Genomic DNA, 16,874 nt, shown 5'->3' on the forward strand with positions numbered 1-16,874 from the left:
ATGTGCAAGGCACTTTCATTGACCGCCGGGTCCTTCTGGCTCATGGCGAGTTCCACCCGGGCCTGAGTGAAGACGGTTCCCTTGAACTTGCCCGGCACTTTGCCAGCGTAGTCGTAGCCGACGCTGGAGTTGTAAACGGTACTGCCTCCTGTGAAGGGGGCGGCGTTGGGAGAGCTGGCGCTATGTTATGGGAGACCCACTGAATGCTCATGGCGTCACGGAGCTGGCCAGTCCAAGAAGTCGTCACTCTCCACTGCTCGCTGGAACTCCGCGGGCGTCAGCAGCACGGTTTCCGGCTCGGCGGTCCCTATACGGGCACCGCCTGGAACTCGACCCCCGCGTCCTCACGGCCAACCCCCTGATTCGGCGCTACCTCGACTTGGGCGTACGCCACTCCCTGCCGACCTCATGCGCAAGCTGATGCACTATCAGAGCGGGCGTCACAGGAGCGGCAGGGGTGACCTGCGAGGACCACACGCAGACCCGGGAGCGACTTGTGCCCGTCTTCCCTTCACCGACAGAAGTCCCAGCTCAGGGGCGCTCCCCCAGCATGCTGCGCCCTCCACGTCATGTACTTCGGGAAACAGGTCGACAGCACCCGTCGGCACCTGAGCAGCCCAGAAAACCGCAGGTCAGATCCCCTTCGCAGCAGGCTCCAAAATCGCCACGCACTCCACGTGATGCGTCATCGGAAACAGGTCGAACGCCCGAAGCGTCCGCACCCGGTACCCGCCCTCCCGGAAGTACCCCAGGTCCCGGGCCAGCGCCGCGGGGTCGCAGGCGACGTAGGCGATGCGGCGGGCGCCGAGGGAGGTGAGGTGGTCGACCGTGGCGCGGCCGGCGCCCGCGCGGGGCGGGTCGAGGACGATGAGGTCGACCTCGGTGATGCCGGTGCGCGGCAGCACCGACTCGACCTTGCCCTGCTCGATGCGGACCCGCGGGAAGCCGGCCAGGTTGTGCCGGGCGTCCTCCACCGCGCGCTTGCCGGACTCGATGCCGAGGACCGCGCCCTGCTCGCCGAGGCGGTCGGCGAGGGCGCCGGCGAAGAGGCCGGCGCCGCAGTAGAGGTCGAGGGCCATCTCGCCCTTGCGGGGCAGGAGGCCCTGCATCACCGCCGTGACGAGCGTGTCGGCCGCCTTCGGGTGGACCTGCCAGAAGCCGCCGCTGCCGACCCGGTACGTGTGGTCGTCGGCACGCTCGCGCACGAACGCGCGGCCGTGCACCCGGTGGATCCCACCGTCCCGCTCGTCGACGCGCATGACGGAGACGGGCCTGTCGAGCTCGACGAGGGGCAGCCGGGCACCGGGACGCGGCTCCAGGATGACCATGCGGTCCTGGGACCCCGACGCGGCGATCGCGTCGACGGAGGCCATGCCGGTCCAGTCCCGCTTCTCGATGCCCAGCTCGCTCACGCCCTCGGCCGCGATCATGCAGTGGTCGATGATCTCGACCTCGTGCGAGCGGTGCCGGCGCAGGCCCGCCTTGCCCGTCGAGGGGTCGATCGCGTACTGCACCCGGGTGCGCCACTGCGGGACCTGCCCCGCCGGCAGCTTGTCACCCTCGGCCGGGACCACCGTGCCGTCCCAGCCCGCCTCCTCCGGAGTGAGCCCGGCGAGCCGCTGCAACTGCTCGGCGATGACGTCGGCCTTCAGCCGGCGCTGGGCTCCCGGCTTGGCGTGCTGCCAGTCGCAGCCGCCGCAGCGGCCGGGGCCGGCGAAGGGGCAGGGGGCCTCGATGCGGTCCTTGGACGCCTCCAGGATCCGTAGCGCGTCCGCGCGGAGGAAGCGGGCCCCCTCCTCGCCCTCGGTCACCTTCGCCACCACCCGCTCGCCGGGCAGCGCGTGCCGGACGAACAGCACCTGCCCCTCGGAGGTACGGGCGATGCAGTGGCCACCGTGGGCGACGGGGCCGATCTCGACCTCGTACTCCTCCCCCACCAGCGACTTCTTCGGTTCTGCGGGCATGGCGGGGAGACTCCAGATCGACGGCGGGGGGCGGCCCCGCGACGGGGCCCGACAACAGCCCACCAGTCTACGGCCTCCCCGCCCGGCCTTCGGCCTCGGTCCCGGGCCCTTCACGGTCCCGGGCACCGCCACGAGCGCACGCCGGCGCCCTCACCGGTGTCCGGGACTCCCCCTCCCCGCCGCGGCCGGAAGGCCCCTCACTCCTTGCCCGACGGCTCCTTCGGCCGCTCCACGGCCGGGCCGCGCCGGACCGCGCCCGGGGCGTTCCATTCCTGCCGCTTGCGGGCGCGGGCCCGGGCGGCCTCGGAGGACTGGAGCTGGTAGGGCACCGAGGTCACCATGATCCCCGGCGTGAACAGCAGGCGGCCCTTCAGGCGGAGCGCGCTCTGGTTGTGCAGCAGGTGCTCGTACCAGTGGCCGACCACGTACTCGGGGATGATCACGGAGACCGCGTCGCGCGGGGACTCCTTGCGCAGGCTCTTGACGTACTCGATCACCGGGCGGGTGATCTCCCGGTAGGGGGAGTCGAGGACCTTCAGCGGTACGTCGATCCCGCGCCGCTCCCACTCCTCGCGCAGTGCCTTGGTCTCCGCCGGGTCGACGTTGACGGTCAGCGCTTCCAGGGTGTCGGAGCGCATCAGCTTGGCGTAGGCCAGGGCCCGCAGCGTCGGGCGGTGGATCTTGGAGATCAGGACGACCGAGTGCACGCGGGAGGGACGGACCAGGTCGTCGCTCGGGCCCTCGGGGGCGGCGATCTCCTCGGCGACCCGGTCGTAGTGCTTCCGGATCGCGGTCATGGTCGCGTAGAAGATGCACATGCCGAGCAGGGCCACCCAGGCGCCGTGCGTGAACTTGGTGACCAGGACGACGACGAGCACCAGGCCGGTGAAGAAGGCGCCGAACGCGTTGATCGCGCGGGAGCGGACCATGTGGCGGCGCTTGGCCTGGTCCTTCTCCACGGCGAGGTGGCGGTTCCAGTGCCGGACCATGCCGGTCTGGCTGAGCGTGAAGGACACGAACACGCCGACGATGTACAGCTGGATCAGCCGGGTGGAGTCCGCACCGTAGATGAACACCAGCAGCATCGCCGCGCCCGCGAGGAGCACGATGCCGTTGGAGAAGGCGAGCCGGTCGCCGCGGGTGTGCAGCTGGCGCGGCAGGTAGCGGTCCTGGGCGAGGATCGAGCCGAGCAGCGGGAAGCCGTTGTACGCCGTGTTGGCGGCCAGGAACAGCACCAGCGCGGTGGCGGCGGCGAGGAGGACGAACAGGAAGCTGCCCTTGCCGAAGACCGCCTCGGCGACCTGGGAGATCACCGGGTTCTGGACGTAGCCGGAGCCGAGCGGGACGCCGCCCCGGAGCAGGTCGGTGGCCGGGTGCTCGGCCATGCGGACCTTGGTGACCATCGCGAGCGCGATGATGCCGCAGAACATGGTGACGGCGAGCAGACCCATCATCGCGAGCGTGGTCGCCGCGTTCTTCGACTTGGGCTTGCGGAAGGCGGGGACGCCGTTGGAGATCGCCTCGACGCCGGTGAGGGCCGCACAGCCGGAGGAGAAGGCGCGCAGCAGGAGGAAGACGAGCGCGAAGCCGGCGAGGCCCTGGTGCTCGGCCTTGATGTGGTAGCCGGCCGTCGGCGCGCGCATCGTGTCGCCGAGGACCAGGCCGCGGAAGGCGCCCCAGGCGATCATGATGAAGACGCCGCCGACGAACACGTACGTCGGGATGGCGAAGAGTTTGCCGGACTCCTTCACCCCGCGCAGGTTCATCAGCGTGAGCAGCACGATCACGGCGGCGGCGCAGAACACCTTGTGCTCGACGACGAAGGGGATCGCGGAACCGAGGTTCTCGATGCCGGAGGAGATGGAGACGGCGACGGTGAGGACGTAGTCCACGAGCAGCGCGCTGGCCACGGTGAGGCCGGCCCGCGGGCCCAGGTTGGTCGTCGCCACCTCGTAGTCACCGCCGCCGCTGGGGTAGGCGTGCACGTTCTGGCGGTAGGAGGCCACCACCGTGAACATGAGCACGACGACCGCGGCGGCGATCCAGGGGCTGAAGTGGTACGCCGACACACCCGCGATGGAGAGGACCAGCAGAACCTCCCCCGGCGCGTAGGCGACGGAGGACAGCGGGTCGGAGGCGAAGACGGGGAGTGCGATGCGCTTCGGCAGGAGCGTCTCGCCCAGCCGGTCACTGCGCAGTGCGCGCCCGATCAGGATCCGTTTGGGCACGTCGGTCAGTTTGGACACGAGAGAGGATCGTAAGCCTTCGAACTGGCACCCGCCCACCCGGCGTGCGGGATCTGCCTCACGAGTGAAATCCAGGGTGCGTGGAACTGCGGAATCCGTCGTCCATGTGCCCTCCGTGCCTAGATGGCAAACCCCGCTCGTCATCGCACTTCGGAGGTTCCATGCCCGCGACCGCGGAGCTGATCGGGGCGGTCCTCGCTCTGACCTGCCTCGGAATCCTGACCCTGTGCAGCGTGCGCAGCATCACTCGCCGGCGGGTCCGGCCCGCCGGCGCCCGCGGGTGTCCGGCACGCGGCGCCCGTGTGTAGCTTTGGGCGCCGGTCTGAGACCCTGATGCTGAGCAGTAACTTTTGGACACCGGAAGGACGGTCGTGCACATCGTCATCATGGGCTGCGGACGCGTGGGTTCCGCTCTTGCCCAGACCCTGGAGCAACAGGGACACACGGTCGCCGTGATCGACCAGGACCCCACCGCCTTCCGCCGGCTGGGCCCGGGATTCGGGGGCCGCCGGGTCACCGGTGTCGGGTTCGACCAGGACACCCTGCGCGAGGCGGGCATCGAGGAGGCCGGCGCCTTCGCCGCGGTCTCCAGCGGTGACAACTCCAACATCATCTCCGCGCGCGTGGCCCGCGAGATGTTCGGCGTGGAGAACGTGGCCGCCCGTATCTACGACCCCCGCCGCGCCGAGGTCTACCAGCGCCTGGGCATCCCGACGGTGGCCACCGTGCGCTGGACCGCCGATCAGATGCTGCGCCGGCTGCTGCCCTCCGGGGCCGAGCCGCTGTGGCGCGATCCCACCGGCGGTGTGCAGCTCGCCGAGGTGCACACCGCCGCGAAGTGGGTGGGCCACAAGATCAGCACCTTGCAGGAGGAGACGGGCGTCCGGGTGGCGTTCCTGACCCGTCTGGGCGAGGCGATCCTGCCCACCTCCCAGACGGTGCTGCAGGAGGGTGACCTCGTGCACGTGATGATGCGGACGGACGACGTGGAGAAGGTCGAGGCGGCGTTCGCCGGTGGCCCGGAAGAGGAGGGCGGTCACTGATGAGGGTCGCCATTGCCGGGGCCGGCGCGGTCGGCCGCTCGATCGCGGGCGAGCTGCTGGAGAACGGCCACGAGGTCCTGCTGATCGACAAGGCGCCGACCGCGATCTCGGTCGAGCGCGTCCCGCAGGCGGAGTGGCTGCTGGCCGACGCCTGTGAGATCACCTCCCTGGACGAGGCCGCGCTCCAGCGCTGCAACGTCGTGATCGCCGCGACCGGCGACGACAAGGTGAACCTGGTCGTCTCGCTGCTCGCCAAGACGGAGTACGGCGTCCCGCGCGTCGTCGCCCGCGTGAACAACCCCAAGAACGAGTGGCTGTTCAACGAGGCCTGGGGCGTCGACGTCGCCGTCTCCACCCCGCGCCTGATGTCCGCCCTGGTCGAGGAGGCGGTGAGCGTCGGCGACCTGGTCCGCCTGCTCCGCTTCAGCCACGGCGACGCCAACCTGGTCGAGCTCACCCTGCCGGAGGAGTCGGCGCTGGCCGGCACCCAGGTCGGCGATGTGGAGTGGCCGGAGGACACCTCCCTGGTCACGATCATCCGCGGCACCCGGGTACTGACCCCGTCCAAGGAGGACTCCCTGGAGCCGGGCGACGAGCTGCTGTTCGTGGCCGCGCAGGCCCGGGAGGAGCAGCTGGAGGACCTGCTGTCGGTGCGGCGCGAGGACTGACCGCACGCGACGCGCGGACCGCCCGCACACAGGAAGGGCGCCCTTGCCGGCAAGGGCGCCCTTCCGCGTCGTACGACGGCTGCTCAGGCCTGACGGCGGTGCCGTCCTCCGGTCGTCTCGCCGCTCTCCGCGGCCGACGGCGCCGCGCCGAGCTCCGCCTCGGCCCTCCCGGCCTTCGCGGCTTCCTCGGCCTTCTCGGCGGCCTCCATCTCCGCGAACACGTCGATCGGAGCGGGAGCCTTCGCGAGGAAGACCCAGGTCAGCCAGACCGCCAGCAGGAACGGCGGGATCTTGAGGATGACCAGGACCCAGCCGAGCTGCGCGGTGTTCGCCCACCAGTACAGCGGGAAGAGGATCGCGCACTTGGCGAGCAGGATCAGGCCCCAGGCCCAGCTGGCCTTGGCGTACGCCTTCTTGCGGCCCGGGTTGCGGGTCCGCCAGGAGAGGTTCTCCTTGAAGACCGGGCCGAGGATGAGGCCCATCAGGGGCACACCGGCCAGGGTGGTGACGATGTAGGCCAGCGCCATGCCCAGCGTGTACAGCATGCCGGGCAGGTAGAAGTCCTTGGCGTTGCCGGTGAACATCGCGAAGACCACGCCGAACGCCACGCCGAAGACACCGCTGAAGGCGTGCTTGACGGTGTCCTTCATGGCCAGCCGGACGACGACCAGGATCAGCGACAGGGCCAGCGCGGCGATCGCCGCCATGTGCAGGTTCTTGTTGACCGTGAAGATCGCGACGAAGAGCAGGCCCGGCAGGACCGTCTCGACCATGCCGCGGACCCCGCCGAACGCCTCGAACAGCGCCGCCTCGGTCACCGCACGGGCGTCGTGAGGATCGGTCGTCTGGTCGGTGTCCTGGGTCGGCTTGTCGAGGGACGTCACCGGCTACTCCCGTCCGAGGGGTCGCAGTTCGTACTTCGGGTTGAACAGCACCCGGCGGCCCCGGCTCATCGAGATCCGGCCCGATGCGAGCAGCCTGCGCCCCGGTTCTATGCCCACGATGGAGCGCCTGCCGAGCCACACCACGTCCAGCGCGGCGGAGCCGTCGAACAGCTCCGCCTCCAGGGCCGGGACTCCGGCGCGCGGGCGCAGGGTGACCGTGCGCAAGGTACCAGTTACGGTGACGATCTGCCGGTCCTGACAGTCGCCGATCTTCGTGCAGCCGGCCGTCTCCGCGTCTTCGCGCAGCTCCTCGGACTCCAGGTCCGCCTGCGACGAGGAGAGCCGGTCGAGCATGCGCCGGAACCGGCCGGCCGGCTTTTCGGAACGAGGAACAGCAGTCATATCTGAAGCGTACCGGGGAGCACCGCGGCGGCTGTAAGCCCGCTCACTTCCCGGGCGGCGGCCCTACTTCTCGAACCGGTAGCCCATCCCCGGTTCCGTGACGAAGTGCTTCGGGTGCGCAGGGTCCGCCTCCAGCTTCCGCCGCAGCTGGGCCATGTACACCCGCAGGTAGTTCGTCTCGGTGCCGTACGACGGCCCCCACACCTCCTGGAGCAGCTGCTTCTGGCCCACCAGCCGTCCGGTGTTGCGGACCAGCACCTCCAGCAGGTGCCACTCGGTGGGGGTGAGCCGGACGTCCCTGCCGCCGCGGTTGACCTTCTTGGCGGCGAGGTCGACGGTGAAGTCCTCGGTCTCGACGGTCGTCAGGTCGTCCTCGCCCGGCCTGACCGGCTCGGCCCGGCGGACGGCGGCCCGCAGCCGGGCCAGCAGCTCGTCCATGCCGAACGGCTTGGTCACGTAGTCGTCGGCGCCCGCGTCCAGGGCCTCGACCTTCTCGTCGGAGGAGTGCCGGGCGGACAGCACCAGGATCGGCACCCGCGTCCAGCCGCGCAGGCCCCTGATCACCTCGACGCCGTCCATGTCGGGCAGGCCCAGGTCGAGGACGACCACGTCGGGGTGGCGGGAGGCGGCCGTGTCGAGTGCGGTCCGTCCGTCGGGGGCGGCGTCGACCTCGTACTTGCGCGCCTTGAGGTTGATCACGAGGGCGCGCACGATCTGCGGCTCGTCGTCGACCACGAGCACCCGGGTCATGGGGCTGCCTGCCTTTCCGGTTCGGTACGGGACTCCCCGACGGGGAGCAGCTCGGGGCGCGGTCCTGCCGCACGGAGGCTGAGCACCATGGTGAGCCCGCCGCCCGGCGTGTCCTCGGCGTCGAGGGTGCCGCCCATGGCCTCGGCGAACCCCCGGGCGACGGCGAGACCGAGCCCGACGCCGGTGCCGCGCGGAGCGTCACCGTACCGCTGGAAGGGCTCGAAGATACGGTCCTTCGCCTCGTCCGGCACGCCCGGGCCGCGGTCCACCACGCGCACCTCCACCCGGTCGGCGATGGCGCTCGCGGCGACCAGGACGCGCCGCCCGCGCGGGCTGTACTTGACGGCGTTCTCCACCAGGTTGGCCACCGACCGCTCCAGCAGCCCGGGGTCGACGGCGACCATCGGCAGCGTCTCGGGCACGTCCAGCCCGACGCTGTCCTCGGGGACGCCGACGAGGGCCATCGGGACGACCTCGTCGACGTCGATCTCGCGGATGAGCGGTGTGACCGTGCCGGTCTGCAGCCGGGACATGTCCAGGAGGTTGCCCACGAGGTGGTCGAGCCGGTCGGCGCCCTCCTCGATGCCCTCCAGCAGCTCGGCCTCGTCCTCCTCGGACCAGGCGACGTCGTCGGAGCGCAGGGACGACACGGCGGCCTTGATGCCGGCCAGCGGGGTGCGCAGGTCGTGGCTGACGGCGGCCAGCAGGGCGGTGCGGATGCGGTTGCCCTCGGCGAGCGCGCGAGCCCGGTCGGCCTCCTCCTGGAGGCGCCGGCGGTCCAGGACGACGGCGGCCTGGGCGGCGAAGGCGGCCAGCACCCGGCGGTCGGCGGCGGGCAGCACCCGGCCGGTGAGCGCGAGCGCCATGTGGTCGCCGACCGGCATGTCGACGTCGGCGTCCTCGGGGCGCTCCAGCGGCGGCCCGACGCCGGCGCGGCCCGCGCAGGTCCAGGGCGCCACGTCGCTCTCGCGTTCCAGCAGGGCTGCGGACTCCAGGGCGAAGGTCTCGCGGACCCGTTCCAGCAGTTCCTCCAGGCTGGTCTCGCCGCGCAGCACGTTGCCGGCGAGGAAGGACAGGATCTCGGACTCGGCGCGCAGCCGGGCGGCCTGGTGGGTGCGCCGGGCGGCGAGGTCGACCACCGAGGCGACCGCCATGCCGACCCCGAAGAAGATCGCGATGGCGACGATGTTCTTCGGGTCGGCGACGGTCAGCCGGTGCAGCGGCGGGGTGTAGAAGTAGTTCAGCAGCAGCGAGCCGAAGGCCGCCGAGGCCAGCGCGGGCAGCAGGCCGCCGAGCAGGGCCGCGGCGACGGTGACGGCCAGGAACAGCAGCATGTCGTTGGCGAGGCCGAGGTCGACGGTGTTCAGCAGCACCGCGAGGACCGCCGGGCCGACGAGGCCCACCGCCCAGCCCCAGACGATCCGGGCCCGCCCGAGCCGGCCACCGCGGGCCACGGGCAGGCCCCGGCCCTTGGCGACCTCCTCGTGGGTGACGATGTGCACGTCCAGGTCGGGGCCGGAGTCCCGGGCCACCGTGGCACCGACACCGGGCCCGAAGACGTACTGCCAGGCCTTGCGGCGCGAGGAGCCGAGCACGATCTGGGTGGCGTTCACCCCGCGCGCGAAGTCGAGCAGGGCGGCCGGGATGTCGTCGCCGACGACGTGGTGGAAGGTGCCGCCGAGGTCCTCGACGAGGGTGCGCTGGACGGCCAGTTCCTTCGGGGAGGCCGAGGTCAGCCCGTCGCTGCGGGCGATGTACACGGCGAGGACCTCGCCGCCCGCGCCCTTCTCCGCGAGCCGCGCGGCGCGCCGGATCAGGGTGCGCCCCTCGGGGCCGCCGGTCAGGCCCACCACGATCCGCTCCCGGGAGCCCCATATCCTCGAGACCCGGTGCTCGCTGCGGTACTCGTTCAGGTGTTCGTCGACCCGGTCGGCCACCCACAGCAGCGCCAGCTCGCGCAGGGCCGTGAGGTTGCCGGGGCGGAAGTAGTTCGACAGGGCCGCGTCGACCTTGTCCGGCTGGTAGACGTTGCCGTGCGCCATGCGGCGGCGCAGGGCCTGGGGGGACATGTCGACCAGCTCGATCTGGTCGGCCCGCCGTACGACCTCGTCCGGGACGGTCTCCCGCTGCCGCACCCCGGTGATGGACTCCACCACGTCGCCGAGTGACTCCAGGTGCTGGATGTTGACGGTGGAGACGACGTCGACGCCGGCGGCGAGGAGCTCCTCCACGTCCTGCCAGCGCTTGGCGTTGCGGGAGCCGGGGATGTTGGTGTGGGCGAGCTCGTCGACGAGGGCGACGGCGGGCGCCCGGCGCAGTACGGCGTCGACGTCCATCTCGCCGAAGACGGCGTCCCGGTACTCCAGCTGCCGGCGCGGCACCTGCTCCAGGCCGTGCAGCAGCACCTCGGTGCGCGGCCGGCCGTGGTGCTCCACGAACGCGACGACGCAGTCGGTGCCCCGCTCGACCCGGCGGTGCGCCTCGGCGAGCATGGCGTAGGTCTTGCCCACGCCCGGCGCCGCGCCGAGGTAGATCCGAAGCTTGCCGCGTGCCATGGCCCCATTGTCTTCCCGTGCCTGTTGCCTGCGCAGCGTCGACCCTACGGCCGGCCGTCACGGCGAACGGGGCGCGGGGGGCCGGCGGCGGACAACTTTGACGCAACCCTGATGACCAGCGCGGACGAACGGGGGGTCAGTGCTCGGTGATCTCCCCGTCGCGCAGCTCCAGCACCCGGTCGGCCAGGTCCAGCAGGGTCGCGTCATGGGTGGCGACCAGCGCGGTGACCCGCTCGCTGTGGACGACGGCCCGCAGCAGCTCCATGACGGCGTGTCCGGTCTCGGCGTCGAGCTGGCCGGTGGGTTCGTCGGCGATGAGCAGGGCCGGCCGGTTGGCGAGGGCCCGGGCGACGGCGACCCGCTGCTGCTGGCCGCCGGACAGCTCCCCCGGCCGCTGCGCCGCGTGCCCGGCGAGCCCCACGAGGGACAGCAGCAGTTCGACCCGCTCCTCCCGCTCCCGCGGCTCGGCCCGGCGCAGCCGCAGCGGTACGCCCACGTTCTCGGCGGCGCTGAGGATCGGGATCAGCCCGAACGACTGGAACACGAACCCGACCCGGTCCCGCCGCAGCCGCAGCAGCTCGCTCTCCCCGAGCCGGGCGAGGTCCCGCCCCTCGACCTCCACCCGCCCCTGGTCGGGCGCGTCGAGTCCGCCGACGATGTTCAGCAGGGTGGTCTTGCCGGATCCCGACCGGCCTCTGAGCGCGACGAGTTCGCCCTTCGGCACCTCGAAGGACACCCCGCGCAGGGCGTGCACGGCGGCGGCGCCCCGTCCGTACGACTTGTGCACGTCCTCGACCCGCACCATGGTCTCGGTGACCACGTGACTCATGTCCCCTCCCCCGGTCGACCGCGCATCAGTATCACCGGTCGGAGTCGGGCTCCGTAAGGGGCGCGGGGAACCGCGCGAGCGGGCGGGCCCGGACCGGGCACACCGTGGGGCACCCCCGGCGGCGCGCCCGCGCAAGGGAACGGGCCGCACCCCCGAGGGGCACGGCCCGTGTACCGCTGCGGAAGCCGTCAGCGGACCTCGGTGATCTCGGGTCCCCGCTGCAGCTGGCCCATCCCCCCGGAGAAGCGCGAGCCCTCCTCCTGCTGGACGCCTTCGGGGACCATCTGCGCGTCGTTGGGCAGCTTCAGGACGATCGGGTCGCGCGGAGCCATCGGCCCCTCGCCGCGGACCACCACGGTGTCCCGGAAGATCTGCTCCAGCAGTCCGGCGGCCTGCGGCTGCACCGCGCCCTGGCCGGAGATCACGCCGCGCAGGAACCAGCGCGGGCCGTCCACACCGACGAACCGCACGACCTGGAAGCCGCCGGTGCCGTCCGGCAGCTGCACCGGCACCTGGGCGCGCAGCTCCCAGCCGAGCGGGCCCTCCACCTCGTCGACGATGCCACCCTGCTGGGTGATGCCGGACGCGATCTCCTCGCGTACCTCGCCCCAGATGCCCTCGCGCTTGGGCGCGGCGAAGGCCTGGAGCTGGACGGCGCTGTCGCGCAGCACGACGGTCGCGGCGACGATGGCGTCACCGGCGACCTCGACCCGCAGCTCCATGCCGTCGACGCCGGGGATGAAGAGACCGCCGAGGTCCACGCGGCCCTCGGCCGGGTCGCGCACCTCGCTGCTGTCCCACGGCCCGTCGGGCCGCGGCCCGGGCTCCAGCCGGACGCGCTCGCGCTCGGCCTCCTCCTCGTCCGCCTCGGTGTCGACGCTGTCGACGACCTGCTCGGCCTCGCCGGCCGCGTCCTCGGCGGCACCCTTCTTCTTGCGACGTCCGAACACGTCACTGTCCTTCCCGGTCGGATACGACCGAAGCGTATCGATTCCCACCCGTCGGACCGCCCTCGGCGGCCTGACCGCTTGTGCCGCTCCCGCCGCCCACGGCGGCATGGCCACCGGTGGACCCGAAGCCCCCCTCGGCCCGCGCCGAGCCGGGAAGCTCCGCGACCTCCTGGAAGCGGACCTTCTCGACCTGCTGGACGACCAGTTGGGCGATCCGGTCGAAGCGCTCGAACCGCACGCTCTCGCGCGGGTCGAGATTCACCACGATCACCTTGATCTCTCCACGGTACCCGGCATCAACCGTCCCCGGGGCATTGACGAGGGCGACACCGCAGCGGGCGGCGAGACCGGAACGCGGATGCACGAAGGCCGCGTACCCGTCGGGCAGGGCGATCGACACCCCCGTGGGCAGGACGGCCCGCTCGCCGGGCTTCAGCTCGCAGGCCTCGGTGGTGCGCAGATCGGCGCCGGCGTCGCCGGGGTGCTCGTACGCCGGAAGCGGCACGTCCGGATCGACGCGCCGGATCAGCACGTTCAGGGGGTCTCGGCTCACGGGTTCACCTCGAAGGCGCGGGCGCGCCGGATCTGGTCCGGGTCGTTCATGGCGGCCTGGATCTCCTCAGCGCGGCCGTGGTCGACGAAGTGATCGACCTTGACCTCGATGAAGAGGGCGTCGGCGCGGACGGCGACCGGCCCATCGGGGCCGCCGATGCGCCCGGTGGCGGTGGAGTAGATCTTCCGCCCGGCGACGGCGGTGACCTCGGCCTCCAGGTACAGCGTGGTGCCGACGGGCACGGGCCGTACGAAGTCCGTCTCCAGCCGTCCGGTGACGGCGATGGTCCGCAGCAGCCAGTTCAGCGAGCCGAGGGTCTCGTCCAGGGCGGTGGCCAGCACGCCGCCGTGCGCGAGGCCGGGGGCGCCCTGGTGGGCGGGCTGCACGGTGAACTCGGCGGTCAGCGAGACACCGTCGCCGGCGCGGGCCTCCAGGTGCAGTCCGTGCGACTGCCCGGGGCCGCATCCAAAACAGTGTTCGTAGTGGGCGCCGAGGAGCTCCCCGGGTGCGGGCGCGTCGGGGTGCCGTACCGGTTTCGCCGCGTCGGCGGGGGGCTGAAGAGCTGCGGAACTACCTCTCACAGCCGCAGACCTTACCCGCGCGCCGGGGCGATGCGGATCCCGTGCCAAGCTTGGTTTCATGCAGCTCTCCGCCACCCCCTACGAAGAACGCCTCACCGCCCCCCGCTCGTGGTGGCTGGTCAGCTTCCTGGTGGGCGTCTCGTTCGCCCTGATCCTGCTGCCCTTCGGCACCCTGCCGCTGCTCGGCGGCCTGGTCGGCGGCACGGCGGCGGCCGCGGTGGTGGCCAGCGCCTACGGCTCCCCGCGCATCCGGCTCGTGGGTGACTCCCTGGTCGCGGGCGAGGCGAAGATCCCGGTGTCGGCGCTGGGCGCGACCGAGGTGCTGGACGCGGAGGAGGCCCGCGCCTGGCGGACGTACAAGGCCGACACCCGTGCCTTCCTGCTGCTGCGCGCCTACATCCCGACCGCGCTGAAGGTCGAGGTCACGGACCCCCAGGACCCGACGCCGTACCTGTACCTGTCGACGCGGGAGCCGGAGAAGCTGGCCGCGGCGATCGAGGCGGCGCGCGCGGCGCACGCCTAGAGCGCCGGAGCGCGCGTCCCCGGCGCGCGTCGTGAGCTCCGGCGGGTTACGACCCGTCGGGCAGTTCGCGCAGTCTCAGGGGTTCCTCGGGCTTCTCCAGGGCCGGCAGTTCGGGCAGCTCGTCCCAGGGCACCTGGAGTTTGCGCAGGTCGGCTCGTACCTGGGCCGCGAGTCTCTTCGTGTCCCGGCGGTTCATGACCGCCCCTACCGCGGCTCCCACCATGAACGGCATCAGGTTGGGCAGGTTGCGGACCATCCGCTTCATGATCCGCTGGCGCAGGTCGCGCTTCATCCGGCCGCCCAGGGCCGTGTCGTACGTCGACGGCTTCAGCACGTCGATGCCGCGCTCCCCCGACCAGGAGGACAGATACGCGGCGGTACGGGTCTTGAGGTTGCCCGGCGGGCGTACGCCGTAGACCTCGTGCAGTTCGGCGACCAGTTTCAGTTCGATCGCGGCGACCCCGGTGATCTCCGCGGCCAGCTCGGTCGGCATGGCGGGCGGCACCGGCAGCATCGCCGCCGCTCCGATCCCTGCTCCGACCGTCGATGTGGCGGTGGCGGCGCCGGCCACCAGTTTGTCGGCGAGTTCCTCCGGTCCGAGGCCGGGGAACTGCCTGCGCAGGGTCGCGAGGTCGCGTACGGGGACGCGCGGGGCGATCTCGATGATCCGGTCCGCGAGGTACCCCAGCCCGGCGCGGGCGCGGCTGCCGCCCTTCCGGGCGCCTTCCTGGGCCAGTTCCCGGGCCTTGTCACGCATCACCGCCGCCCGGCGCCGGGCGACGGGTGCGGGATGCCGGGCCGACGCGGGCGGGTTCTCCCGGTCGGCCGCCGGTCCGAGCGGGGCTCCCGCTCCAGGGGAGCCCCGCTCGTCGTCACGCGCGCCGTGCGGGCCGTCGAGGGGCCCTTGGTCCGCTTTCCGCAGGGAGAAGCGGCGCTTCCGGGGAGGGGTCGAGCCAGACACGGCCGACCCGTCCTCAGTCGCAGTCGCGGCAGATCGGCTGGCCGTTCTTCTCCCGGGCCAGCTGGCTGCGGTGGTGCACCAGGAAGCAGCTCATGCAGGTGAACTCGTCCTGCTGCTTGGGCAGCACTCGGACTGCCAGCTCCTCGTTCGAGAGGTCGGCGCCGGGCAGTTCGAGGCCCTCGGCGGCCTCGAACTCGTCGACGTCCACCGCCGAGGTGGACTTGTCGTTCCGCCGGGCCTTCAGCTCTTCCAGGCTGTCCGAGTCGACGTCGTCGTCGGTCTTGCGTGGAGTGTCGTAATCGGTTGCCATATCGCTCTCCCCCTCTGGGTGTCTGCGGTGTCTCCAGCGCACGTAACGCGTGAGAGGCCGGACTTGTGCCCGACCTGAGGCGGAGATTTTGCCTCACATCAAGGTCTGTTACTCAATCGACACCCAACCCGACCCCTCAAGAGTGATCGGCTTGGATGGCGGTGAGGACCGTACACGGTTCGAATGCCGCACCTCAAAGGCGCCTCACCGTGTACTTCCCGTGATCAAGTGCCCTGAAAACCAGGACTTTCCCGGCTTTCCCGCTTCTGTCATGATCACCCTGCGTACATGGCCGGAAATCCGTCCATGTGATCGATCACACAAGAAGAAGCCCATCCGGCCGCCGAAAAATTCCGCGTACAGCGAACAATCTTCGCGTGCGTCGGTCCCGTCTCACGACGGCAGCGTGACGCGCATCACCAGACCACCGCCCTCGCGAGGCTGGGCCAGGATGTGGCCGCCGTGCGCGCGGGCCACGGACCGGACGATGGACAGGCCGAGGCCCACCCCCTTGTCACTGCCCGTGCGCTCGGTGCGCAACCGCCGGAACGGCTCGAAGAGGTTGTCGATCTCGTACGCCGGCACCACCGGCCCCGTGTTCGTGACCGTCAGCACCGCCTGCCCGTGCTGGATGTCGGTGGTGACCTCCACCCAGCCGCCCTCGGGCACGTTGTACCGTACGGCGTTCTGCACCAGGTTCAGCGCGATCCGCTCCAGCAGAACGCCGTTGCCCTGCACCACGGCCGGTGCGCGCTCGCCGCGGATGCCGACGCCCTTGGCCTCCGCCTCGGCGTGCACCTGGTCGATGGCCTGCGTGGCGACCTCGGCCAGGTCGACCGGCTTGCGCTCGACGATCTGGTTGTCACTGCGGGCGAGCAGCAGCAATCCCTCGACCAGCTGTTCGCTGCGCTCGTTGGTGGCGAGCAGGGTCTTTCCGAGCTGCTGGAGTTCCACCGGCGCGTGCGGATCGGACAGGTGCACTTCGAGGAGCGTGCGGTTGATCGCGAGCGGGGTGCGCAGTTCGTGCGAGGCGTTCCCGACGAAGCGCTGCTGGGCGGTGAAGGCCCGCTGCAGGCGCTCCAGCATGTCGTCGAAGGTGTCCGCCAGCTCCTTCAGCTCGTCGTCCGGCCCGTCCAGCTCGATCCGGCGGGACAGGTCCGAGCCGGCCACCTGGCGCGCGGTGCGGGTGATCCGGCCGAGCGGGGAGAGCACGCGGCCGGCCATCGCGTACCCGAACGCGAAGGCGATCACCGCGAGGCCGAGCAGGGCCAGCAGGGAGCGGCTGAGCAGGTTGTCCAGGGCCCCCTGGCGCTGCTGGTCCACGCAGTGGGCGATCGCGTCGTTGAAGTCCGACAGCGGCAGGCTGGTGGTGTTGATCGCGGGGCAGTTGTCGCTGGAGACCCGGATCTGGGTCCCGCTGACGATCTTGAACAGTGGCTGGTTGCCGGTGCTGATCGCCTGGGCGGCGAGCAGGTAGATGATCGACAGCAGCAGGATCCCGGCGATCAGGAACATGCCGCCGTACAGCAGCGTCAGCCGTATGCGGATGGTCGGGCGCAGCCACGGGAAGGGGGCCTGCGGCCTCCTGGGGTCCCAGGTGGGCTTCGGTGGCGCATGGGGCGGCGCGGGTGTCGTGGGTGTCGTGGCCACGGCGA

At 71.5% G+C, this 16,874-nt stretch carries 16 protein-coding genes; 3 read left to right on the forward strand and 13 right to left on the reverse strand.

Annotated features, from left to right (window positions below; all coding sequences use genetic code 11):
- Positions 1–632 precede the first annotated feature (632 nt).
- Entirely contained in the window at positions 633–1,964 is a 1,332-nt protein-coding gene (locus ACZ4VF_RS07050) for a class I SAM-dependent RNA methyltransferase (RefSeq protein ID WP_467923602.1), read from the reverse strand.
- Between the two features lie 197 nt (positions 1,965–2,161).
- Entirely contained in the window at positions 2,162–4,210 is a 2,049-nt protein-coding gene (locus tag ACZ4VF_RS07055) for an APC family permease (RefSeq protein ID WP_467923603.1), read from the reverse strand.
- Positions 4,211–4,581: 371 nt separating this feature from the next.
- On the opposite strand from ACZ4VF_RS07055, the gene ACZ4VF_RS07060 reads away from it, so the two are divergent.
- Together ACZ4VF_RS07060 and ACZ4VF_RS07065 are read left to right on the forward strand one after the other, a co-directional pair.
- The gene (locus ACZ4VF_RS07060; RefSeq protein WP_467923604.1) at positions 4,582–5,253 is read left to right on the forward strand and encodes a potassium channel family protein; all 672 of its coding nucleotides are present in this window, start codon (positions 4,582–4,584) and stop codon (positions 5,251–5,253) included.
- Positions 5,253–5,921, forward strand: coding sequence for a potassium channel family protein (locus ACZ4VF_RS07065; protein ID WP_189305043.1), 669 nt, complete (start codon positions 5,253–5,255; stop codon positions 5,919–5,921). Before ACZ4VF_RS07060 ends, ACZ4VF_RS07065 begins: the two co-directional genes overlap by 1 nt.
- Before the next feature lie 83 nt (positions 5,922–6,004).
- On the opposite strand, the gene ACZ4VF_RS07070 is transcribed toward ACZ4VF_RS07065, so the two are convergent.
- From ACZ4VF_RS07070 to ACZ4VF_RS07105, 8 genes are all read right to left on the reverse strand, one after another.
- Positions 6,005–6,805: a DUF3159 domain-containing protein gene (locus tag ACZ4VF_RS07070; RefSeq protein WP_467923605.1), complete on the reverse strand. Its 801-nt coding sequence runs from the start codon at positions 6,803–6,805 to the stop codon at positions 6,005–6,007.
- A gap of 3 nt (positions 6,806–6,808) precedes the next feature.
- Positions 6,809–7,207, reverse strand: coding sequence for an OB-fold nucleic acid binding domain-containing protein (locus ACZ4VF_RS07075; protein ID WP_467923606.1), 399 nt, complete (start codon positions 7,205–7,207; stop codon positions 6,809–6,811).
- Between the two features lie 63 nt (positions 7,208–7,270).
- Positions 7,271–7,957: a response regulator gene (locus ACZ4VF_RS07080; protein WP_467923607.1), complete on the reverse strand. Its 687-nt coding sequence runs from the start codon at positions 7,955–7,957 to the stop codon at positions 7,271–7,273.
- A complete protein-coding gene (locus ACZ4VF_RS07085; RefSeq protein ID WP_467923608.1) occupies positions 7,954–10,512 on the reverse strand; it encodes an ATP-binding protein in 2,559 nt (852 codons plus the stop codon). The genes ACZ4VF_RS07080 and ACZ4VF_RS07085 overlap by 4 nt, the downstream gene beginning before the upstream one ends.
- A 136-nt stretch (positions 10,513–10,648) precedes the next feature.
- Positions 10,649–11,341 (reverse strand): ABC transporter ATP-binding protein, encoded by a 693-nt coding sequence (locus ACZ4VF_RS07090; RefSeq protein ID WP_467923609.1) that lies wholly within the window; start codon positions 11,339–11,341, stop codon positions 10,649–10,651.
- A 188-nt stretch (positions 11,342–11,529) separates the two neighbouring features.
- On the reverse strand, positions 11,530–12,291 hold the full coding sequence (locus tag ACZ4VF_RS07095) for a DUF3710 domain-containing protein (RefSeq protein ID WP_467923610.1): 762 nt from the start codon (positions 12,289–12,291) through the stop codon (positions 11,530–11,532).
- Between the two features lies 1 nt (position 12,292).
- Positions 12,293–12,844 carry a dUTP diphosphatase gene (gene dut, locus ACZ4VF_RS07100; RefSeq protein WP_467923611.1) on the reverse strand — a complete coding sequence of 184 codons (552 nt, stop codon included), beginning with the start codon at positions 12,842–12,844 and terminating at the stop codon, positions 12,293–12,295.
- The gene (locus ACZ4VF_RS07105; protein ID WP_467923612.1) at positions 12,841–13,425 is read right to left on the reverse strand and encodes a PaaI family thioesterase; all 585 of its coding nucleotides are present in this window, start codon (positions 13,423–13,425) and stop codon (positions 12,841–12,843) included. Before ACZ4VF_RS07105 ends, dut begins: the two co-directional genes overlap by 4 nt.
- A gap of 58 nt (positions 13,426–13,483) precedes the next feature.
- On the opposite strand from ACZ4VF_RS07105, the gene ACZ4VF_RS07110 reads away from it, so the two are divergent.
- Entirely contained in the window at positions 13,484–13,948 is a 465-nt protein-coding gene (locus ACZ4VF_RS07110; RefSeq protein WP_467923613.1) for a DUF3093 domain-containing protein, read from the forward strand.
- A gap of 46 nt (positions 13,949–13,994) precedes the next feature.
- Here ACZ4VF_RS07110 and ACZ4VF_RS07115 read toward each other — a convergent pair whose 3' ends face one another.
- The 3 genes from ACZ4VF_RS07115 to ACZ4VF_RS07125 all read right to left on the reverse strand — a co-directional run bounded on the left by ACZ4VF_RS07115 (position 13,995) and on the right by ACZ4VF_RS07125 (position 16,869).
- Entirely contained in the window at positions 13,995–14,909 is a 915-nt protein-coding gene (locus tag ACZ4VF_RS07115) for a hypothetical protein (protein WP_467923614.1), read from the reverse strand.
- A gap of 13 nt (positions 14,910–14,922) precedes the next feature.
- A complete protein-coding gene (locus ACZ4VF_RS07120; protein ID WP_005481602.1) occupies positions 14,923–15,219 on the reverse strand; it encodes a DUF4193 domain-containing protein in 297 nt (98 codons plus the stop codon).
- 393 nt (positions 15,220–15,612) lie between these two features.
- Positions 15,613–16,869 (reverse strand): sensor histidine kinase, encoded by a 1,257-nt coding sequence (locus ACZ4VF_RS07125; protein WP_467923615.1) that lies wholly within the window; start codon positions 16,867–16,869, stop codon positions 15,613–15,615.
- Positions 16,870–16,874 lie beyond the last annotated feature (5 nt).

Source organism: Streptomyces sp. NPDC029151, from assembly GCF_055564315.1.